This is a genomic window from Bacillus sp. SG-1 (assembly GCF_000181495.1).
Lineage (GTDB): Bacteria > Bacillota > Bacilli > Bacillales > Bacillaceae_B > Rossellomorea.
Genome location: NZ_ABCF01000002.1, coordinates 13,269 through 34,273, shown reverse-complemented (window position 1 = coordinate 34,273; position 21,005 = coordinate 13,269). Strand labels below are relative to the sequence as shown.

General features: G+C 39.6%; 19 protein-coding genes. 15 read left to right on the top strand and 4 right to left on the bottom strand.

The features are described from left to right. Positions 1-76: 76 nt before the first annotated feature. Positions 77-871 (bottom strand): alpha/beta fold hydrolase, encoded by a 795-nt coding sequence (locus BSG1_RS03815; RefSeq protein ID WP_006835536.1) that lies wholly within the window; start codon positions 869-871, stop codon positions 77-79. Positions 872-1,093: 222 nt separating this feature from the next. Then, entirely contained in the window at positions 1,094-1,288 is a 195-nt protein-coding gene (locus BSG1_RS03810) for a hypothetical protein (RefSeq protein ID WP_006835535.1), read from the bottom strand. A 525-nt stretch (positions 1,289-1,813) separates the two neighbouring features. Here BSG1_RS03810 and BSG1_RS03805 point away from each other — a divergent pair. The 8 genes from BSG1_RS03805 to BSG1_RS03770 all read left to right on the top strand — a co-directional run bounded on the left by BSG1_RS03805 (position 1,814) and on the right by BSG1_RS03770 (position 11,174). Beyond that, complete coding sequence (locus BSG1_RS03805; protein ID WP_044022361.1) at positions 1,814-2,206, top strand: thiol-disulfide oxidoreductase DCC family protein; 393 nt, start codon at positions 1,814-1,816, stop codon at positions 2,204-2,206. Between the two features lie 75 nt (positions 2,207-2,281). Further along, the gene (locus tag BSG1_RS03800) at positions 2,282-2,704 is read left to right on the top strand and encodes a DUF4064 domain-containing protein (protein ID WP_232214186.1); all 423 of its coding nucleotides are present in this window, start codon (positions 2,282-2,284) and stop codon (positions 2,702-2,704) included. 204 nt (positions 2,705-2,908) lie between these two features. Then, positions 2,909-5,041 carry a GDYXXLXY domain-containing protein gene (locus BSG1_RS03795; protein WP_006835531.1) on the top strand — a complete coding sequence of 711 codons (2,133 nt, stop codon included), beginning with the start codon at positions 2,909-2,911 and terminating at the stop codon, positions 5,039-5,041. Between the two features lie 259 nt (positions 5,042-5,300). Further along, positions 5,301-5,441 carry a hypothetical protein gene (locus BSG1_RS20725; RefSeq protein ID WP_156791386.1) on the top strand — a complete coding sequence of 47 codons (141 nt, stop codon included), beginning with the start codon at positions 5,301-5,303 and terminating at the stop codon, positions 5,439-5,441. 95 nt (positions 5,442-5,536) lie between these two features. Next, complete coding sequence (locus tag BSG1_RS03785; protein ID WP_006835529.1) at positions 5,537-6,298, top strand: polyphosphate kinase 2 family protein; 762 nt, start codon at positions 5,537-5,539, stop codon at positions 6,296-6,298. Between the two features lie 874 nt (positions 6,299-7,172). After that, positions 7,173-9,323, top strand: coding sequence for a DNA topoisomerase III (locus tag BSG1_RS03780; RefSeq protein WP_006835528.1), 2,151 nt, complete (start codon positions 7,173-7,175; stop codon positions 9,321-9,323). Positions 9,324-9,524: 201 nt separating this feature from the next. Next, the gene (locus BSG1_RS03775) at positions 9,525-9,791 is read left to right on the top strand and encodes a hypothetical protein (RefSeq protein WP_006835527.1); all 267 of its coding nucleotides are present in this window, start codon (positions 9,525-9,527) and stop codon (positions 9,789-9,791) included. Between the two features lie 282 nt (positions 9,792-10,073). After that, positions 10,074-11,174, top strand: coding sequence for a M24 family metallopeptidase (locus BSG1_RS03770; protein ID WP_006835526.1), 1,101 nt, complete (start codon positions 10,074-10,076; stop codon positions 11,172-11,174). A 233-nt stretch (positions 11,175-11,407) separates the two neighbouring features. Here BSG1_RS03770 and BSG1_RS03765 read toward each other — a convergent pair whose 3' ends face one another. Next, on the bottom strand, positions 11,408-11,782 hold the full coding sequence (locus tag BSG1_RS03765; protein WP_006835525.1) for a rhodanese-like domain-containing protein: 375 nt from the start codon (positions 11,780-11,782) through the stop codon (positions 11,408-11,410). Between the two features lie 143 nt (positions 11,783-11,925). On the opposite strand from BSG1_RS03765, the gene BSG1_RS03760 reads away from it, so the two are divergent. The 4 genes from BSG1_RS03760 to BSG1_RS03745 all read left to right on the top strand — a co-directional run bounded on the left by BSG1_RS03760 (position 11,926) and on the right by BSG1_RS03745 (position 16,720). Then, complete coding sequence (locus tag BSG1_RS03760; protein WP_232214185.1) at positions 11,926-12,588, top strand: type 1 glutamine amidotransferase domain-containing protein; 663 nt, start codon at positions 11,926-11,928, stop codon at positions 12,586-12,588. Positions 12,589-12,688: 100 nt separating this feature from the next. Then, a complete protein-coding gene (locus BSG1_RS03755; RefSeq protein ID WP_052302357.1) occupies positions 12,689-13,960 on the top strand; it encodes a DUF2254 domain-containing protein in 1,272 nt (423 codons plus the stop codon). A gap of 88 nt (positions 13,961-14,048) precedes the next feature. Further along, positions 14,049-14,792, top strand: a complete 744-nt coding sequence (gene map / locus BSG1_RS03750) for a type I methionyl aminopeptidase (protein WP_006835522.1) — start codon at positions 14,049-14,051, stop codon at positions 14,790-14,792. A 1,100-nt stretch (positions 14,793-15,892) separates the two neighbouring features. Next, positions 15,893-16,720: a LysM peptidoglycan-binding domain-containing protein gene (locus BSG1_RS03745; protein ID WP_006835521.1), complete on the top strand. Its 828-nt coding sequence runs from the start codon at positions 15,893-15,895 to the stop codon at positions 16,718-16,720. Between the two features lie 112 nt (positions 16,721-16,832). Here BSG1_RS03745 and BSG1_RS03740 read toward each other — a convergent pair whose 3' ends face one another. Beyond that, on the bottom strand, positions 16,833-17,636 hold the full coding sequence (locus tag BSG1_RS03740; RefSeq protein ID WP_044022359.1) for a VLRF1 family aeRF1-type release factor: 804 nt from the start codon (positions 17,634-17,636) through the stop codon (positions 16,833-16,835). Positions 17,637-17,949: 313 nt separating this feature from the next. Between BSG1_RS03740 and BSG1_RS21620 the strand changes: the two genes are divergently transcribed. From BSG1_RS21620 to BSG1_RS20090, 3 genes are all read left to right on the top strand, one after another. Then, positions 17,950-18,531 (top strand): 3D domain-containing protein, encoded by a 582-nt coding sequence (locus BSG1_RS21620; protein WP_052302356.1) that lies wholly within the window; start codon positions 17,950-17,952, stop codon positions 18,529-18,531. A gap of 488 nt (positions 18,532-19,019) precedes the next feature. Further along, on the top strand, positions 19,020-20,537 hold the full coding sequence (locus BSG1_RS03730; RefSeq protein ID WP_044022358.1) for a glycine betaine uptake BCCT transporter: 1,518 nt from the start codon (positions 19,020-19,022) through the stop codon (positions 20,535-20,537). 341 nt (positions 20,538-20,878) lie between these two features. Beyond that, positions 20,879-20,995 carry a YjcZ family sporulation protein gene (locus tag BSG1_RS20090; RefSeq protein ID WP_006835516.1) on the top strand — a complete coding sequence of 39 codons (117 nt, stop codon included), beginning with the start codon at positions 20,879-20,881 and terminating at the stop codon, positions 20,993-20,995. Positions 20,996-21,005: the final 10 nt, after the last annotated feature.

The window sequence follows — 21,005 nt, the reverse complement described above, 5'->3', positions numbered from 1 at the left end:
TAAAGCATGATTTTAGGGGTAGTAGCAGGCCGAATTCATAATAATGAAAAAATCCGCCTTATGATAAGACGGATCGTTATACTAATAAAGATGTTCTTACAGAATGTAATTTTTTTAAATATTTGAGAGTAATAGAATTAAACTTTTCCGGCTGGTCAATATTACACACATGGCCGGAATCTTCTATTGTTTGCAAATCTAATTCTTGTTGTTTTTTAACCAGCTGCTTAACAGGAGTTAGGAAAAGGTGATCTTCTTCTCCCATGACAAACAGTGTGGGAATGCCCTTGGAATCTATTTGTAAATTCCTTAAATAGGGATTAATGGACTTGGTCAGGCCCAACCAGCGGATAAATTCTTTCTGACACATCTTTTTAGCTTGCTTTACAAATGTATATCTGGATTCCATGTGTCTTGGGCGCGGCATAATGATCCATGCAAATAATTTGTACAGCCACATATATGGCAATATAAATTTAAAAGCATTTCCTATGGCAAGCAAAAATTTGGTCCGAAGATTCAGTTGAATGACAGCACCAGCCAAAATCATGGATGACAGCCGTTCAGGGTGTTTTCCTGCAAGTGTCTGTACTACGATGGTTCCAAGTGAAATACCGACAAAATGTGAAGTTTGGATGTCCAGATGATCTAAGACATCAATGACTTCCTCTGCGACATTAATAAAGGAATCCCCTTTTTTCCATGTAGCTGTAGAACTTCCATGGCCTCTTAAATCAATTAATAATATATTAAATTCTTTTTTATAATCTTTTATTTGTTTAAACCAGATACTCGAACTGCCGCCTGCTCCATGTATAAAAGTGACCCATGGAGAATGATGGTCTTTAATATAAGTCTTAAAATGTAACATCTTAATGGATCCTCGCAATCTATGATGATAAGCAGTTTAAGTAGTTCTAAATAAAATACTGCCTCTCAAAAGTTTGATAGAGCGATTCTATTATAACCTAATAACGGCGATATATCATCTGTCTGACTGCAAAAATTCATAAAAAAAGACCGTCCTCCTCCTTTACCGTATTACCGTATGAAAGGGGACAGTCCCTTTTAGTGCGGTGAAGCACTGCAGCGCCTATTCTTTGAAATAATCCTTGAACTTCTTCGGGTCTCTTTGCTGATCCTTTTGAAAATAAGGATTTTCTTCCTCTACACTATCCGGGTCAAGGTTTGTTTTGATGACGAGAGAAGGATTTGACGGTGCGGACGCAATAACGCGGTCATCCAAGCTGTCAAAATCAGGGGTTGTTGGTTTGTTGTTTTTTTCCAAATTCTATCACCTCCATTTACTAGGATGCAGAGAATTCGGGATTTTATGTAAAGTCAGCTTCTTAAAACAACGCTGTTTTCGTATATATTGCTGCTCTCGGAAAAATCTATAGAGCCGGATTTTGCCCTGAACAAGGTGAAAAGATCTTTTCTTGTTTGCTTACCAGCATATTATCGGTGAATAAAGGCATACCTCATGAAAAGTATATAAAATTGCAACAAAGTTTAAGAAAAGAGCCGAAAACAAAAAAGCTGACTTGGCGGGGCCAAGTCAGAAAAGTAAAACGAGGGGGTCTAAAGTCTTTTACAAACCTTCCTCTATAATCTACATGTAATTTAGCCAAAAACCAATTTCGTTATTTCTCCATGGCGGCACATATAAGTCGATACGCAGGAAAAAAGCTGGCGAATCTTATTGATTTCATGCAAATCAATAACTCTAAGCATATTCCAGCCAAGCTCAAACTATTTCCATGTTTATTTTAAAAAATGGTATTATAAATATGAATGGGAAGGAGCTGTCAATATGAACGGAGTCATCTTGTTCGATGGGGTGTGCAACCTCTGTAACAGCATCGTACAATTCGTTATTAAACGGGATAAAAATGCTTATTATCAATTTGCATCTCAACAAAGTACTAAAGGCAAAGCTTTGATGGAGAAGCATCACATTGATCCAGCAACAGACAGCATTATTTTAATTGAACAGGATCGGGCGTATATGAAGTCAACGGCAGCTGTAAAGGTATGCAGAAACCTTGACGGGATATGGAAGGTGTTTTATTTTGGAATAATCATACCTAAGGCTTTCAGGGACTATTTATATGATTACATTGCAAAGAACCGTTATAAATGGTTCGGCAGAAGGGACACCTGTATGCTGCCTGGGCCTGAAATGAAAAAAAGATTTATTGATTGATTATTATTATGAATCTTTTTGAAGTATTTCTCGTATGTACTAGTGAAACAACTTAATAGCAGGAGGAGATCTAACGTGGTAAAGCGTACAGCAGAAATAGTAATGGGAATTATCGGTATTATACTAAGCGGATTATTCGCTGTTATGGGCTTCATTCTAAACGCTAACAGGGGAATGATGCAGGAAATGATGGAACAGGAAATGACTCGTGATCCATCCCTCACTACAGAGGACACGAATTATATTATGCAAATGATCGATTCAATGGGACCATTTTTGATCGGTCTTGGTCTAATAAGTGCCATCCTTGGTTTGGTTGCTGTTGTTCTTATCAAAGGGAACAAGAAGCCGGTACTCGCAGGTATATTATTCATTCTTGCAGCCTTGGTAGTGGGACTCGGCACATTTGGTGCTGGATTCCTACCGGGATTACTCTTCCTGATTGCAGGAATCATGGCATTTGTAAGAAAACCGAAAGAGCCTGTTTCCATGGTATAAGTCTTGGGTGCTTAAAGCAAAGGCTATCACCTGCAGGGGTGATAGCCTTTTTGTTATCAGCAGACTAAAGCGACCGCTATGTAGTAACTTAGTACACAAGACTTGAAATCCATCATACATTTCCTCCCTGCAATAGTATAATAAGAGGAAGGAACAAACGAAACACATATTCTACGCAACACCAGAGGAAGCGGGGGAATTAGGGTGAATGTCAAAACCGTAAATCTTGGTTACTTATTCGGTATCAGTTTAATCCTGGCAAGCGTCTTTTATTTTTTTGCATCCAATTGGCAAGGAGTTGACCGTTTAACCAAAGTAAGTATGAGTGCAGGTGTTTTGCTCATCTTCTATCTATTCAGTTTTATATTGGCTAAAGTTTTGACAAACAAGCTATTCCTAAGCAGATGGGTCCTCCTGTGTGCTGGCATCAGTTTTGGAATTTCCGTTGGATTAATTGGCCAAATCTACAATTCGCATGCCGACAGTTATCTTTTATTTGCCGTCTGGCTGATCCCCATTCTGTTATTAAGCATTATTACAAAATATCAACCATTTTATCTACTTGGCTATCTTCTTTTTCATCTAACGTATTATTTCTATCTGTTTCCTTCAAGCTATTCCATCAAGTGGACTGAAACTCAGTTATTCACCTTGGTTTTATCCATCACTGCCGCAAATGCCAGTTTATTTTTTTTCTCCTTAAAGAAAAATTGGAACCTTTCCCTTATTAAATATGTTTCTTTTGCAGTATTTCAATTCTTGTTGATTTATACAGCGTTTTCGGAGAGTTTTCCAACCTATGGGAGCTTGATGAATTTTATCTTTCTGGCTAATGCTGTATTTGGCTTATGGGCTTCATTAAAACTTGTTCAAAGAAAGAGACTCGCTGCAGGGTATATCTTTTCTTTATCGGTGTATTTATTGTCCAAGGGTTTTGAACTGATTATTCACTATGCAGGAGAAGCATTATTTGTTTTCTTGTTGATATTCTCAATCGGTCTTGTTGTTGGAGCAATCAAGTCTGCAAAATTCCTTAATGGCGTAGTCAAGGAGAATCCTATATTACAAAAGGCAATAACAGTAAGCGTTATCATGGTCGCTACAATTTTCTCTGTTATCTCCATTACAGGTTTAGTCACTCTTGCATTTTGGGGCTTTCCAGCGATATTCTTGTTTTATTTTGCTCTAATAATTTTGATTCTGCCCAGTCTTCTTGTTCCATTATCGGTGCCTGTGCCCGAAATACTTAAATTTGTTGTCCTTTCCACAGGCTACACTATTGCAATGGGTGCCAGTCTTTTCAGTGATCATCTTGTAATGAAGATGCTGTTGATCCTGGCTGCAGTGATTGGTGTGAAATTGAGTCAGGAATCAGGATTGAAAGTCATTCAGTTCATAGTACTTAATGCCGCCATAGTTTCATTGATCGCAGAATTCATCCAATCGTATCAATGGATCGCTATCTGTATGGTTATATTCAATGGAGCTTTTTATTTCTTTCAAAAGAAATGGATTGGAATCAGACACACGGCAATCCTGGCAGCCTTTAGCTACTATCTTAGTTTGACAATCTTGGACACTAGCCTGCAGGCCCTATATATCTTCTTAAATATAAGTTATTTTATCTTAATCACAGCAGCCGTTATTTTTTTCAAAAAGAAAAATTCACACTATGAGTTTACACTTGCTCTTATCTTTTGGTTTTTGTTTATAGGATATAAATATTACGACCTGATGTGGAAGCTCATTCATAAATCAATTCTGTTTTTGGCATTGGGCATTTTGATTCTTGTTGTCACACTCTATTTAGATAATCACAAGGATATTGCTTCTCAAGCCCCAAATTTCGTTCTCGGTAAATGGAAAGCCTTGCTAGTCGTTTTGTTGCTGCAATCAGGCTTTCTGGGATATCAAACGGTTTCCAACGAAATCTTATTAAGAGACGGAGAGACTGTGAAACTGGAGTTGGCTCCAATTGACCCGAGATCGCTGGTTCAGGGGGATTATGTAAGGCTGAACTACCAGATCTCCGAACAGCGTTCCTTAAGAGACGCGGGATTTACGGGAGAGAAAATTCAGCTTGTGCTCAGGCCAGAAGGAGAAATCTATATTTACAGTGGATATTATAATCAGCGTGGAAAGTGGAACAAGGAGTATGAAAAACAAGAAAAAGATATCCTCATTAACGGCGTGATTGGCGGAGATGGGCGTATCATTTTCGGAATAGAGAGTTATTTTGTTGAAGAAGGAACAGGGCTCGAAGTTGAAAATGCTGCTGAGTTTGCAATCGTTAAAGTTGCTGAAAATGGCAATGCGCTTTTAGTCAGTCTTGAATAATAATTAAATAGTATGTTAGTCGCAAAGTGCCTATTTATTACGGCATAAAGATAGGTGTCCATTCCTTTCATACTCTCCATCATATCTTATAGTAAACCAATCTGTTTGATACAGGGATGTATTAGATCGATTGTTCAAAAGGAGGGGAAAGGTTTGTCTGACGAAAGAAGAAGACGTGTAATTAATGCCGATAAAGTCCTAATTCGCGCGAATGAAGTCATTATTTTGGATCGAGATGATAAAAGAAGGCGCAGATTTAATGATGACGATGTTTTTGGCGTCGAAGATAGAAGAAGACGCAGGCGCGACAGGGATGATGACCGCGATGACAGAAGAGATGACGATAAGCGCCACGATTGGTCCTGGATTTAATACAGCTGTTAAGAGGTTCCTGATGTAAATCAGGGCCTTTCTTTAGTTTGAAATGCATTTGATAAGGATAAAAAACGATATAACAGAAGTTACTTACATACTATACAAGGAGGAGGTCATCGAATGCTTGACTCAATTGATCTAACAAAAAAAATTGAAGATAAAAACACCTATAAGAAAAGATTAAAGAAACTCCAGCTCCAACTTCTTGGCTTGCAAAGGGCGCTGATTAATGAAAAAATAGGCTGCATTTTAGTATTTGAAGGATGGGATGCCGCGGGCAAAGGCGGAGCCATTAAACGGACGACCCAAAATATAGACCCAAGGGGATTTGAGGTACATGCTACAGCTGCCCCAACCAGTGAACAAAAACAATACCATTATCTGCAGCGTTTTTGGAACCGGATGCCGAAGTACGGAAAAATCGGTATCTTTGACCGGTCCTGGTACGGAAGGGTGCTTGTGGAAAGAGTCGAAGGTTTTGCAGATGAAGACGCATGGAAAAGGGCATATGGTGAAATCAATCAGTTTGAAAAAATCCTGTCAGAAGAAAATTACATTATCATCAAGTTCTGGTTTCACATTTCAAAAGTAGAGCAGCTGAAAAGGTTCAATGAACGAAAGATGGACCCATTGAAATCCTGGAAACTGACCGAGGAAGATTGGCGTAACAGGGAAAAGTGGGAGCAGTATCAAGAAGCGGTAGAAGACATGATCAATGAAACAGACAAAGCAAACGCTCCATGGTATATCATTGAGGGGGAAGATAAAAAGTTTGCTAGAGTGAAAACACTGGAAATAATCAATCAAACCATTCTACAAAAGTTAGAAGAGCGAAATGTGGATGTCAGCGGTTATTTTAAGAGAAAGGAAAGCAAGGAATAATATACTCCAGTAGCTGGTGAGTCGGTTGATTGGGATTAAGCGGCCGGTTGAAATTGAATGATGTTGGTGCATTTATTGTTTAAATGGGCCATTGAGGTAGCGGAAATCCTGAGATGCTGGTCCATTAAAAGGGTAAATGGACCAATGAGGTTGCGTAAATCCCAAGGTGCCGGCCCATAAAAAGGATAAATGGGCCAACGAGATAGGGGAAGCCGCAAGACTGGTCCATTAAAAGGGTAAATGGACCAATGAGATTGCGTAAATCCCAAGATGCCGGCCCATAAACGTGCTAAATGAGCCAGCGGGTTTCCTGAGTCAAAAGGTCCTGCCCCTTAAACCGACCACCACTCTCCTCTTACTAAAAACATCGGCCAATTTTCCGCACCACAGGGGGTAAGTAAGTAGAATTTGCTGCCGTGTTCCGTCCCCGCAGTTATCATTTTTTAGACAAAATATTATCTTTATCTCCCACTATTGAGACCAGCTGCGCTATAATAATAGTAGAAATTCCTTCCCTTAAATCTTCCGCATCTGACGTATAGAGCAGTAATCGTTGGAGTGCGCTGTCTTCCTGAAAGCTTCCCGTTTAAACTCCCTAAATCTTCCCCATTACTCAATACGCAAACTCTTCAAGACATAAAGAGCTTTCCTGGTAGAAAGACCAAATGCCCACCACTCTCATGAACCCTAACCATCAAGTGTATCTTCTTCAAATGACATCCCGCTTGTTACCACTACTGTTTTAGAAGCCGTAAAATATGCTACAATGAAGAATATTTGTCAATGAGGTTCCATAACTCATCACTAAGTAATAATAGATTTGAAACAACAACACTTATAAAAATAAAATTAATCAACAGCAAAGGAGCCAGAAATGAAAGTAATAATTGCTGAAAAGCCTGATCAGGGAGCTGCACTAGCAAAGCCTTTTCCCCATAAGAAAGGGCAGGGATTCATTGAGATCCTGCCAAACCAGCTGTTTCCAAAAGGAGCCTATATCACTTGGGCCATTGGACACCTTTTGCAGCTTCAGTCTCCTGAAAAATATAATAGTCAATGGAAAAGATGGAGTATCGATACTTTGCCGATGGTTCCTGAAAAATTCAAATATGAAGTAACACGGTCAAAATATAAGCAATTTAATGCAGTCAAATCTCTCCTTCAAAAATCCTCAGTCACAGAAATCATTCATGCTGGTGACGCGGGGCGGGAAGGAGAGCTGATTGTCCGTAATATTATCAATATTTCCGGAGTCCGAAAACCTATGAAAAGACTGTGGATCTCTTCCTTGACTCCCAAGGCCGTAACGGAAGGATTTGGGAAACTTTTGGATGAAAGTGATACAAGGAGTGTGTTCTATGAAGCCTATTCCCGGGCCTGCGCGGACTGGATAATTGGGATGAATGCCTCACGTATCTATAGCATTCTTCTGAAGCAAAAGGGAATGTCGGATGTCTTTTCGGCTGGCCGGGTACAGACCCCTACATTAGCTCTGATTGTAAAAAGAGAGAAAGAGATTGAAAGCTTCGTCAGTGAGCCATTTTGGGAAGTGACGGCAGATTTTGATGTAGAGGGGAAAGTATACAACGGTAAATGGGAAAAAGATAAGGATTCCAGATTGAAAGACAAAGAGACTGCATTGAAAATCGCTGAATTTTGTAAAGGAAAACCAGCAGAAGTTAAGGACATTTCGACTGAAAGAAAAGAATATCAGCCGCCGTTGCTGTTCAACCTTTCATCACTTCAAGCTACAGCTAACAAGGTGTTTAAATTTTCACCCCAAAAGACCCTGGAAACCTTGCAGAAGCTTTATCAAAAAGGGATTGTTTCATATCCGCGTTCTGACTCTAATTTTGTAACTAAAGGAGAAGCTGAAACATTTCCGGAAATATTGAATAAATTGAACAATCTTGATGCTTATAAAGAGCTGTTTCCGCTTCCGGTAAAATCTGTCATCAATAACAAGAGATATGTTAATGAACAGAAAGTGACCGATCACTATGCCATCATTCCGACAGAACAAGTGAAGAATCCAGAGAAACTGCCAGCCGATGAACAGAAAATATATGATTTAGTTGTCCGCAGGCTAATTGCGGCGCATTATGAGAAATCAATCTTTGACTATTCAACTCTAGTCACACTTGTAGATGGACGTGCTGAATTTATTTCTAAGGGAAAGATTCAGATACAAGAAGGCTGGAGGAAAGTGATCTTTCAGAACGAAAAGGATGATGAACAGCTGCTTCCGCAGGTCAGTGCAGGGGAGCAAGGGAAGGTTAAAAGCGTCAAAGTGAAAGAAGGGAAAACACAGCCGCCTAAACGTTACACAGAGGGCCAGTTGATAACATTGATGAAAACCGCAGGCAAGCATCTGAATGATGAAGAACTCGAAAAGGTTCTGTCCAGTACAGAGGGGCTTGGAACTGAAGCCACAAGAGCAAGTATCATTGCCGGCTTGAAAGACCGAAAGTATATTGAAGTGAAAAAGAATACTGTGTTTGCAACAGATAAAGGAAAGGTATTGATTGAAGCAATCGGGGAGAAAATACTCGCCTCTCCGGAAATGACAGCAAAATGGGAACAAAGGCTTCGTGAAATTGGCAAGGGACAAGCATCTGCCCCTCAATTCATGGAGCAGGTCAAAAAGCTGAGCGGGAAAATCATCGAAGATGCGATTGAGGCGTCTCAGAAGTGGACATTTGAAGGGATTGATACTGAATCAATCCAAGGAAGCCGTTCCCGTGGTTCGCTCGGAAAGTCTATAGGCTCCTGCCCTTTTTGCAAAGCCAAAGTCATAGATAAAGGGGAATTTTATGGCTGCAGTGCTTATAACAAAACAAAATGCAGCTTCACCTTATCGAAGATGATTATGAAGAAAAAAATTTCACAAACGAATGCCAAAAAATTAATTAGTGATGGCAGGACAGATTTGATAAAAGGTTTTAAAAAGGGAGAAAGAACCTTTGATGCAATCCTTACATGGAACGAAGAAAACAAGAAGCTCGAGCTTGAATTTCAAAAATGATTATATATTAATATAGTTTTCCTCTCCTTTCATCAGGGGAGGATTTTCTGTAATGATCTATGGTTTTTTTGAAAATAACCAATCTACAAGATTAGGACGGATAGAAAAAATAAACTTGAAAATACGGTTTCATCTTCGGCAGAACGGGTAACTTTAGAATAACAACACATTCATTAATATTCATAGAGGAGTGAAACTGTAATGGATATAGGTCTATACAAAATTGAAAATATGTCTGATGAAATTATTACACTATCATTATTTGAAAATGAAACAGTAGAAGATAATACGGAAATGCAACATCTTCCAAGAGCTCTTTTTCCTTTCCATGTAACAAATGAAATCATGATTGAAGTTTCAGAGCGTGCAGGCCAGTTGGAATTCACACCTATCAGTACTGAAAATGTGCAAGCGCGTATCCAGGCTGAGGAACTATTAAAGGACTTCATCGGTACAGCCGAGGTATAAATCAGTACAGAGAAACACCTTCTTACATAAAATGTAAATGAGGGTGTTTTTTATTTTGAATAAATTGGGACACATTCTTAGAGATAAACTCCACATGGTTTCACTCCGATAACAGACTGTCACAGTATCAACATATCTGCCTTCAGTTCAATTATTTTATTCACCTCATTTCCTTCCTATTTGCATTTAAATTAACTTTGTCTAAAAATTATGATAATGTGTTGAAAGGGTACGATTTTCAAGAACATATAGATTACATATGAAAGAATTGGAGTGGGGAGAATGAACAACCGTATTGAGAAGCTTCAATCGTGGATGAAAGAACAGAACATTGAAGCCGTTTTTATCAACTCAAAAGAAAATGTTTTTTACTTATCGAATTTCCTGACTGACCCTCATGAACGTTTAATGGGACTGTTTCTATTTAAGGAGGCGGAACCCCTGTTTGTTCTCCCGGCCATGGAAAAAGGTCAATTGAGAAATACAGGTTGGAACAATGAAATCATTGGCTATGCCGACCATGAAAATCCTTGGGATCTTATCGAGGGGGCCATCAACAAAAGAAATACAGCTGAAGCGGAGAGAGTGGCATTGGAAAAAGAAGTGCTGTCCTATGCAAGGGGTGAAGCATTCTTGTCTCTTTTCTCTAATGCTGAAGTGATCAATGCGGAAGATCACTTAAATGATCTTCGTGTAGTAAAAGATGAAAGAGAAATTGAGATTATCCGGCGCGCCGCGGAGTTGGCGGATTTTGGGGTGCAGACTGGGGTGGATGCACTCCAGGAGGGCATCACGGAAATGGAAGTACTGGCTAAGATTGAGTATGAGTTGAAGAAAAAAGGAATCAGGCAGATGTCTTTTTCAACCATGGTCCTCTTCGGGGAAAAATCGGGGGAGCCACATGGTAATCCTGGTGACCGACGACTGAAGCCAGGGGACTTTGTCCTGTTCGATTTAGGAGTGGTACTGGACGGGTATTGCTCTGATATCACACGAACAGTTGCTTTTAAGTCAGTATCAGACAAACAAAAAGAAATTTACGAAACGGTCCTGAAAGCTGAAAAGGCGTCACTGGAGGCGAGCAAGCCGGGTAACAGAATTGGTGATCTGGACAGTATTGCCCGTAAAGTCATAACTGATGCAGGATATGGAGAGTACTTCCCACATCGTATCGGGCATGGTTTAGGTATCAATGTTCATGAATTTCCTTCCATGAGCCATTTGAATGATGGGATACTGAAAGAAGGCATGGTGTATACCATTGAACCAGGAATCTATTTACCGGAAATCGGCGGAGTCCGTATTGAAGATGATGTACTTGTCACGGCAAATGGATATGAAACCCTTACGAGATTTCCAAAAGAATTGCTAGTTATTAAATAATGGCTTTTTTGTATAGATTGTTGCCTTCGGAAAAATCCCTAGTGCCGGATTTTCCCCCTGATAACTAGTTTTTTTCTCTGAACAGGGAGAGCAGCTCTTTTCTTCCTGGCATACTAGGATATTTGGCGTGAATGATGTCTATATCCTTCAAAATTCTATTAAATAGCAACAAAATTTAAGAAAAGAGCCTAAATAATAGAAACCTGTGCTGTTTCCTTCAGCACAGGTTTTCTTTATTTCTCAAGAGGGTAGCTCCATGCGCTCATACCGGACTTCAATTGATACACTTCCGTAAAGCCATTGTTTACTAATACAGCTGCTGCCTGTGAAGATTCGCTTCCTGTTTGAGAGACGACCATATAAGCTCCGTTTTTATCCAATTCATCCAGCCGATCCTCCAGGTCACCTAGGGGAATCGAAATACTTTTTTGGATATGTCCTGCAGCATGCTCTTCTTCCGTACGCACATCGAGTACGGTAATATCTCCTGAATCAATCTTCTGTTTGGCTTTTTCATTAGTAAGCTCTTCTATTTGTTGATTGGGGCTGCATGCAACGCAGAAAAGAGGAACAATAGTAAAAAAGACCAATGCAAAAAATCTTTTCAATAGTTCGGTCTCCTTTCAAATTCAGTATCTTGCCATTCTTTATTTACACAATTCGGCAGCTTTGAAACCAACAAGTATATTGTTTAATCCGGTCTCTGCATGGATAAATACAGGTTAACACCGTAGAAGGAGGAATGGTTACCATGAAGAAAATCTTAATCGTCCTGACGAATACTGAACAAATCGATAAAGAGAATCCTACAGGTTTATGGCTGTCTGAATTTGCGGAGCCATATGTGGAATTTACAAACCGAAATTATAGTGTGAGTGTTGCCAGTATAAAAGGAGGGAGAGTTCCAGTCGATCCCCGGAGTACTACTGAAGGAGAAATGCCTCCGGATGAATGGGAAGGAGCCATCAGGGAGTTAGAAAGTACCCTTGTGCTATCTCAAGTAAATGTAAATGATTATAATGCCATCTTCCTGCCGGGCGGACATGGAACAATGTTTGATCTTCCAGGAAATCCAGCTTTACAGAAGGCGCTTGCCCATTTTGGGGAAAATAATAAATTGATTGGCGCTGTTTGTCATGGTCCGGCAGGGTTTGTAGACGTAAAACTTTCTTCTGGAAAGTACCTTGTAGAAGGAAAGAGGATCACTGGCTATACAAATGAAGAGGAGCAGCAATCAGAAATGGATTCATTAGTGCCATTTCTGCTGGAATCTAAGTTAAGGGAAAATGGGGCAGACTTTCAAAAGGGTAATCCTTTTTCGAATTATGTAGTAACAGACACCGGATTTGTTACAGGGCAGAATCCTCAATCCGGTTTAAGTACCGCCAAAGCCTTCGTCGAACAGCTTCAATGAAGTTATTTAAAACCGGCTTCAAGGCCGGTTTTTTATGATTTTGTTTTAATGAAGTGTTATGGCATAATGGATAACGCATTTTCGCAAGAGGGGTGATTGTTTGAAAAGTTTTTTGATTAACTTAAAAGATCGAATATGGTTTGTTCCATCCCTATACAGCGTGTCATCGCTGATACTGGCAATAATGACGATTACGTTTGATTATTATATGGCTGCTTCCATTGAAGGGTACCTTCCCAGTTTTATGATGACTAGAATCGATTTGGCGCAAATTGTTTTAAGCACTATAGCCGGTTCGCTGCTGACGATGACGACATTCACTTTCTCTACAGTGATGGTGGTCCTGACTACATATTCATCACAATTTTCACCACGGGCCCTTAAACATTTTGTTAATGATAAAACAACGGTTCGGGGCCTTGGGATATTTATGGGCGGGTTTATTTATTGCATCACCGCTCTTTTGTTCATGAGACAATCGCTGAATCAGCAGTTTGTCACAGCATCTTTTTTTGGAGTGGTTTATGCTGTTGTGTGCCTGGCCTTCTTCGCCTACTTCATTCATCATGTAGCTACGTCCATTCAAATCAGCAGTTTAGTTGGCAGATTGGAAAAGGATTCGTTGAAAGTATTGAATTTCTATAAGGACCTTCAGAAAGAGAACGTTGTGCAGGAAACAAAATTGGTTCCACCGCTTTACAAACTCAAGGAAGAAGTTTGCAGCAAACAAAGCGGATTCCTGCAATTTGTTGACTTCAAAGGTATTTTAGAACATTGTGAAGAAAAAGATATCCACATCGATATAAATATAGGGATAGGGAAGTTTATTAGGGAAGGGCAGCCCCTTTATACCATTTACAGTAACAAAAAAACGAATGAGGGTCTAACGGAATTTCTTTCCCTCGGCAGTGCAAGAATGGGAAAATATGATTTGGAATTCTCGATTCAAAGGATTTCCGAGATAGCTGTAAAAGCTGTGTCTCCTTCAATTAACGACCCCAATACGGCAAGGGATTGCATCAGGTATCTGGGTGTCCTTCTTGGTGAAACCGCGGAGTTGAATGACGGCGTGCTAACCTTAACAGACCAAGATGGCAACCCAAGGGTAACGATACCGTTCTTTATGTTTGACAGGCTGCTATACAAAGCCTTCTATCAAATAGTGCATTATGCCAACCAAGATATATCCGTCATTTTGGCATTGTTGGATGCAATGATCATCATTCAAAAAGAAATGCCTGAAAACCGGCAGGAAACAGTCTTCAGCTTCCATAGGTATATCCTGCAGAATATTGACAAAGAAAACATGCAGGAATGGGATTTGAAGTTTCTTAACGAAAAGGTTGATGAGCTGCACGCAACATTACGTTGAACTTTTCCCTGATAGTGCAATTTCCTTCTCATTCAGTATGAAATCTGTATAATATAAAAAGACTACTTTATAAAAGAAGGAAGATTACATGATTATTAAAAATGAACAAGAATTACAATCAATGAAAGTCATCGGCAGGATTGTCGCATTCATCAGGGATGAAATGAAAAATGCTGCAAAACCAGGAATGACGACCAAGGAATTGGACGAGTTGGGGGCAAGTCTGTTTGAACAACACGGCGCAATCTCGGCTCCAAAACAAGAGTATGATTTTCCGGGCTTTACTTGCATCAGTGTCAATGAAGAAGTTGCCCATGGTATTCCCGGGGAAAGGATCATACAGGAAGGTGACCTGATCAATATTGACGTGTCCGGATCAAAGGACGGATTCTATGCAGATACAGGGATTTCCTTCGTTGTAGGTGACGGGGACGAAAAACTACTGGATTTGTGTGAAGCGGTCAAAAAATCATTTGATGCAGGCTTGAAAAAAATCAAAGCGGGAGCTAAATTGAACGGCATTGGCAAGGCCGTGCATAATGAAGCACGCAAAAATGGATACACTGTCATCAAGAACTTGACAGGACATGGTGTAGGAAAGTCACTTCATGAAGAGCCGGCCCACATCATGAATTATTTTGACCCATGGGATAATGGTTTGCTGGCAGATGGGATGGTCATTGCTTTTGAACCATTCGTCTCTACTAAAGCAGAAGAAATTGTCCAAGAATCTGACGGATGGACATTTGTCACAGAAGATAAAAGCTCTGTTGCTCAAATCGAGCATACAATCATCGTGACAAAAGGAGAACCCATCATTTTAACTCTTTAACATCCATTTACTGAAAGAAGGTATGAAGGGAAGAGGAGACGATTCAAAGATAAAAGCATAAAATCTGTGCAAAACAAGAAAAAAGCAGTCTAAAACGGACTGCTTTTTTACTTTGGATTCGTATTGTAAAATCCGATAATAAATTCATTGATAGAGAAAGTCACCAAGGGAAGAGGAAGAGTATTTAAAATAAGGGAGAATTTTTCTGTTAAACTGCAGAACTTAGCTAGAGAGAGGTAAATAAGGGAAGAATTTTCCGTTAAACATGCTCAGTAATCCAGTTTTTATGTTTTTTTAGTTAATAGCGGAAGATTTTTCGCCTATTTGACCTATTTTCCTTAACATTTAATTAATAAGGGAAATTTCTTCCCTTATTATATAAGCTATGGTTTCTGGGGATTAAAATAACTTAGCATTTCACTGGAAGAAAAATGATTCTTTCTTCATTTTAAGTTCTCAATTCTAATTCTGTTAGGTCTTTTATTCATTCCGCAAGTAAATAATTCGCTACGTAAATTAAAGGTCTACAAAAAATATTCAGTGTTGCGAAACGTGATGGTAGTTTAGATACGTAAACACACTTGAAAGGTAAAAACTGTAATTTCAATAAAAACAGCATACGAATAATGGTGCGGATACGTATGCTAAAGACTATGAATTTTTATGGTTTGTACTTCTAAAGTGAACTACTTTAATTTGATCACAGGCTGCTTTTTTGAGGGCTGGATGTATAGACAGTGCCGGAGTTTTTTTGCAGGATGCACCTCAAAAAGCACACATTAATAGAGGACAATAGATTTTAAAAAAACTTCGTATAACCTATTGAATTTGCCGGCTGGCCAAGGTATCATAATAGATAACAAGATATATATTTACCATCATAACTCCCTCTCTAAACCTCTTTTACATAACCTTTTCTATCCTATTTAGATACTTCCAATCCTTTCAAAAAGTAGGAATAATATCCCATTACAGCGTTGAAATACAAATGTATTGACTCTATTATACTCTCGTAATCGCATTGTAGTACTCCTATGTTAGCATGAAGAATGTGAGTAAAGATATCGTACCACTTACTAACGAAGGAGAGGATTACGACAATGAAAAAAACAGTTATTACTCTTGCAACGGCAGCAAGTTTAACACTATCAATGGGCGCAAGTGCCTCTGCAGAAAAAGTAGAAGTTAAGAAGGGCGATACTCTATGGGGGTTATCAAAAGAATATGGAACAAGTGTTGAGAACCTTCTAAAATGGAATAACCTAAACTCTGATCTAATTTTCCCTAAACAGGAATTGAGAGTTTCATCTACTGAAACTTATACAGTAGAGTCTGGAGATTCTTTATGGGGAATTGCAAAATATTATGGTGTATCAGTCGATGAACTTAAAAATTCCAATTCATTGACTTCAAATATTATTCACCCAGGGCAAAAACTTACAATTGATCTGGACAACCGTGGACTGGCAACGTTGGTTACTGAGCAAGAGACAGCATCAACTCCACAGCAGACAACAGAGGAGCCTGCAGCTGAACCTGCTGCACAAGAAACTGCATCTGCGGCACCTGCAGTTCAGGAATCAGCACCAGCTCAGCCAGCTGAAACACCTGTGAATACGCAGCCGACACAAGAAGCGGCTAATGCAATCACGATGAAAGCGACAGCTTATACAGCAAGCTGTGTAGGTTGTTCAGGAGTCACGAGAACAGGTGTTGACCTGAATGCGAATCCAGATGCGAAAGTTATCGCAGTAGACCCTAATGTTATCCCGCTTGGGACCAAGGTATATGTAGAGGGATATGGATATGCGACAGCACAGGATACTGGCGGTGCGATCAAAGGAAATAAAATCGACGTATTCATTCCTAATAGACAAGATGCTCTTGATTGGGGAGTACGTTCAGTAAAAGTAACTATTTTAGAATAATCATACTTCAAAAAAGCAAAGGCTTAGCCTTTGCTTTTTTTGTGCATAGGACCTCAAATGGGGCAAAGAAGAAGGCAAAGGTGAGGAACCTTTGCCTAAAGCTATGAGCTGTTTATGAAAATACTTCTTCCAATACCTTTTCTTCTTTTTGATTTAATAGATTCTTTTGGAGGACGTCGTCTACTTCTTTATTCATATTTTCACTTAATAGATGTCCGGCACCTTTATCTCCGACGACGATAATTTTCTCCCATTTGCGGCCGGCTGCCTCCCGGTCAAGCTTATTGCCCAGACTTTTATACCAGCGTTTTTGATGGGCTTCGATTCTTTCCTTGTAATGATCATCCTGATTAGCGCTTCCTCCGTTGCCGCCGATATTGATATCAGCGGGCTGAGGACCTGCATGTCTGCGCCATTCCTCTGTATCTAAATCAAAGTGATACATTTCAGTGTCCTCGACTTGTCCAAGCGCTGTTTCAATTAATTTAACCTGGTTCTGCTGTACCAGGATCACCCCGGTAAGAGGGTGTTGAGAATGAATTTCCTTAAGTTGATCAACTACGGCAAATTCTTCCCAATAAAAATTTGTTTGAACTGGAACTTGCAGTTCAAGAGTTTCCCATATGCCGCTGTCCTTGGAGGCAAAAACAACAATACTGCGAGGGAGATCTCTTTCCAGGCTGGCAACATGGGATTCAACTTTTTCACGAATGCTGTGAAATCTCTTTCTTTCTTCCTCATTGCTTATTTCAAGATATTCTTCGAAACTGTTGAATCCATTTTTAAGGGCGATTTTCCATTTGCCTCCCTGTTGATCAGGATCTCTTCTATCCGTGTTAAGGTACATTGTCAGAAGTTTGTCAGGCTTTTGTAAATGAAGGTTTTCTAGTTTATTAAGGGTGTGTCGAATGTTCATCTGTTCATCCTCCTTATGAAATATTTTTTTCATAATGAAATCGTACAGAGAGAAATTTTGTTTTAAAACCCTCTAGTTGTATTTATCTTTTAATGTCAGGGGATAAACGTCAATAGGGAAATTTAGTAAAATAACTAATGGTAAAATATACAGGAAATCTAAAGAAAATGGACGGTGTGTGAAATTATTCCTGAAAAATTACGTTGTTTTAATAAAATGTAATGTTTTCATCATCCTTTTGTCACCGACAGGAGATAAGGCTATGTTACTATGTCTTCTGTTGGCTTTTTACAGCCATAAAGGAGGACACATCATGAAAAAAACTTTACTGTTCACACTATTAACTCTTATAACTATCGGAATTTATACATTATCTGTACAAGCAGAAGAATATACAGTCATAGAGTCAGAAGTCACTGTGGAAAATTATCACAATATTAAAGAAGGCGACATGCTTTGGGAACTGGCTTCCAAACAAGATGAGGCGGTTATCACTGTAGAGACAAGGCAGGAATTAATCCATAATGGAAAAGAAGTGTTAGTTCAAAAGCAGTCCGAATCAAAAGAGAACAAGGCAGCGAAGGACAACAATACCGACCAAGTCGTCAAGGAAGTAGAGGTTAAAGCCACGGCATATACAGCCTACTGCGAAGGGTGTATCGGCATTACGAAAACAGGGGTGAACCTGAGAGCCAATCCTGATGAAAAGGTCATTGCTGTTGATCCAGCTGTTATCCCGCTTGGCTCGAAAGTATATGTTGAAGGTTTTGGGTATGCAACAGCAGAAGATACAGGCAGTGCGATTAAAGGAAATCGAATTGATATTTTTATACCATCACGTGAGGAAGCATTAGATTACGGCGTGAAAAGTATAACCGTACAAATTATTGAATGACGTTAACACATTAAAGCGCTAAGAGGGACTGTCCCTTTTAGCGCTTTAATGTGTTAACGGCCGGGTTTTGTGTTTGGATTTTTTACCGATTGTATTTCTTTACGGTCACTCATTTGTTTTTCGGCTAATTCTTTTGCTACTTCATGCTGCGCGTTTTGGTTTTGTTTTTGCATGATGATCCTCCTAATGATATTCTTCTCATTCAAAAATTAGCTTTTGTAGGCGATGTTGGATTCATGCATTATTTCAGGTTGTTGGAAGCTTTATTATTTCAGAGTATCTTTTTACTATTCAGGGAGAAAATAAGCCGAGAAATAAATAAGTAAGCAGAAGTAATGCTGAAAAGTTTCTAAAAACAGGCATATTAGTTGAAATTATAGAAATCCATCTGTTATGGTTAAGGATGTTGTTTTAACGGGCGGAAGCAAGGTTATAAAATGTATAGGACAACCCAAAAAATAAGAATTACATACGGAAGGGGAATGAAGATGAAAAAAATATCAAGTGTTTTTTGGATCACGGTTGCAATCGTCTTGGCTGCCCTGATCTTTGGAGTTAGTGCTCCTGACAGTTTTGAAGAATCTACAGCAAGAGTCCAGTCATTTATTACAACGAGGTTTGGCTGGTATTACTTAATACTGGTAACTTCGATTGTTATTTTTTGTATCTTTCTTATCATCAGTCCTATCGGGACAATCCGACTCGGTAAACCGGATGAAAAGCCGGAATATAACACAACTACTTGGTTCGCGATGCTTTTCAGTGCCGGCATGGGGATCGGGCTTGTATTCTGGGGAGCAGCTGAACCGCTTTCTCATTTTATTGCACCTCCGCTGGCGGAGGGAGGAACAAATGAAGCAATCAAGGAAGGAATGCGTTATACCTTCTTCCACTGGGGAATCCATGCATGGGCCATTTATGCACTGGTAGCACTTGCCCTGGCTTATTTTCAATTCAGAAAAGGTGAGCCTGGACTCGTATCTGCAACCTTGAAGCCGATATTCGGAGACCGTGTGAATGGTCCACTTGGAACCGTCATTGATGTTCTGGCTGTTTTTGCCACGGTAGTAGGGGTGGCAACTACTCTTGGATTCGGTGCAGCACAAATCAATGGTGGCCTTTCTTATCTATTGGGAATACCGAATAACTTCACCATGCAATTTATCATCATAGCCATTGTCACCGTTCTATTCATGATTTCTGCTTGGTCCGGACTAAGTAAAGGGATCAAATATTTGAGTAATACGAATATGGTGCTTGCAATAGCGTTATTGGTCCTTATGTTCATTGTAGGACCGACACTGCTTATTCTAAATCTTTTTACTGATACATTAGGTGCATACGTACAAAGCCTTGTGAGGATGTCTTTCCGAATTGCCCCGCTAAATGAAGATCACCAGTCCTGGATTAATGGCTGGACGATATTTTACTGGGCATGGTGGATTTCATGGTCTCCGTTCGTAGGAATCTTCATCGCAAGGGTTTCCCGCGGAAGAACCATCCGTGAATTTCTATTCGGAGTGCTTCTGCTGCCATCACTTGTCAGCATGCTCTGGTTCTCAGTTTTCGGAACAACAGCCATAGAACTCCAGCAATTAGGTGCAGTAGACTTAACTACTTTTGCAACAGAGGAAGTTCTATTTGCTGTATTTAACCAAATTCCGTTATCTGCAATTCTTTCAGTTGTAGCGGTTATCTTGATCAGTACATTCTTCATTACTTCAGCTGACTCTGCGACATTTGTCCTTGGTATGCAGACTACGTACGGCTCGTTGACTCCGCCAAATACAGTGAAGTTAACTTGGGGAATTGCTCAGTCAACAGTTGCACTGATATTAATGTACAGTGGCGGACTGCAGGCTTTACAGAATGCATTGATCATTGCTGCCTTCCCGTTTTCGATGATCATGATACTAATGATGGTTTCATTGTACAGAGCATTAACAAAAGAAAAGAAAGAATTAGGCTTATATTTAAAACCAAAACCACGCAATAAAATACGTTGATAGTAAAAGCAGACAGGTCATCATGGCCTGTCTGCTTTCGTAGTTAAAGCCCGGCAGGAAGTAGTGCATATTGGTTATTAGGGACTTGTAAATTTGTTTGCAGAGTCAGCTTTAGTGACAGAGATTCAAACCCACTGTAACAATCCCCAGGAATTAAACGGGTTAATTTTATCAGAAAGGAAATTTTCTGCAGGGGTGAAGAGGATCTAGCGCTATCATTAATTGTCTACTGGATAACCATCGATTAGAGGACCGTTTTTAACCCATAAGGGCGTTTAATTCAGTCATTTCCCTATAATCAGCATACAGTGTAATACCCTTTGTACGAGGAGGTGTTTAGTATGTGCGGTTATGGTGGATACGGCTATGGTGGCGGCTATGGGTACGGAGGAAGTTTCGTGCTGATTGTTGTTCTGTTTATTCTTTTGATCATCGTCGGTGCGGCTTTTGTAAAGTAATATGTTTTCA

Coding starts and splice junctions, on each gene's coding strand:
- BSG1_RS03775 (WP_006835527.1), top strand. CDS start 9,525: ATGGATATAGGTCTATACAAAATTGAAAATATGTCTGATGAAATTATT.
- BSG1_RS03815 (WP_006835536.1), bottom strand. CDS start 871: ATGTTACATTTTAAGACTTATATTAAAGACCATCATTCTCCATGGGTC.
- BSG1_RS03770 (WP_006835526.1), top strand. CDS start 10,074: ATGAACAACCGTATTGAGAAGCTTCAATCGTGGATGAAAGAACAGAAC.
- BSG1_RS03745 (WP_006835521.1), top strand. CDS start 15,893: ATGAAAAAAACAGTTATTACTCTTGCAACGGCAGCAAGTTTAACACTA.
- BSG1_RS20725 (WP_156791386.1), top strand. CDS start 5,301: ATGATGACGATGTTTTTGGCGTCGAAGATAGAAGAAGACGCAGGCGCG.
- BSG1_RS03805 (WP_044022361.1), top strand. CDS start 1,814: ATGAACGGAGTCATCTTGTTCGATGGGGTGTGCAACCTCTGTAACAGC.
- BSG1_RS20090 (WP_006835516.1), top strand. CDS start 20,879: ATGTGCGGTTATGGTGGATACGGCTATGGTGGCGGCTATGGGTACGGA.
- BSG1_RS03760 (WP_232214185.1), top strand. CDS start 11,926: ATGAAGAAAATCTTAATCGTCCTGACGAATACTGAACAAATCGATAAA.
- BSG1_RS03730 (WP_044022358.1), top strand. CDS start 19,020: ATGAAAAAAATATCAAGTGTTTTTTGGATCACGGTTGCAATCGTCTTG.
- BSG1_RS03785 (WP_006835529.1), top strand. CDS start 5,537: ATGCTTGACTCAATTGATCTAACAAAAAAAATTGAAGATAAAAACACC.
- BSG1_RS03740 (WP_044022359.1), bottom strand. CDS start 17,636: ATGAACATTCGACACACCCTTAATAAACTAGAAAACCTTCATTTACAA.
- map (WP_006835522.1), top strand. CDS start 14,049: ATGATTATTAAAAATGAACAAGAATTACAATCAATGAAAGTCATCGGC.
- BSG1_RS21620 (WP_052302356.1), top strand. CDS start 17,950: ATGAAAAAAACTTTACTGTTCACACTATTAACTCTTATAACTATCGGA.
- BSG1_RS03780 (WP_006835528.1), top strand. CDS start 7,173: ATGAAAGTAATAATTGCTGAAAAGCCTGATCAGGGAGCTGCACTAGCA.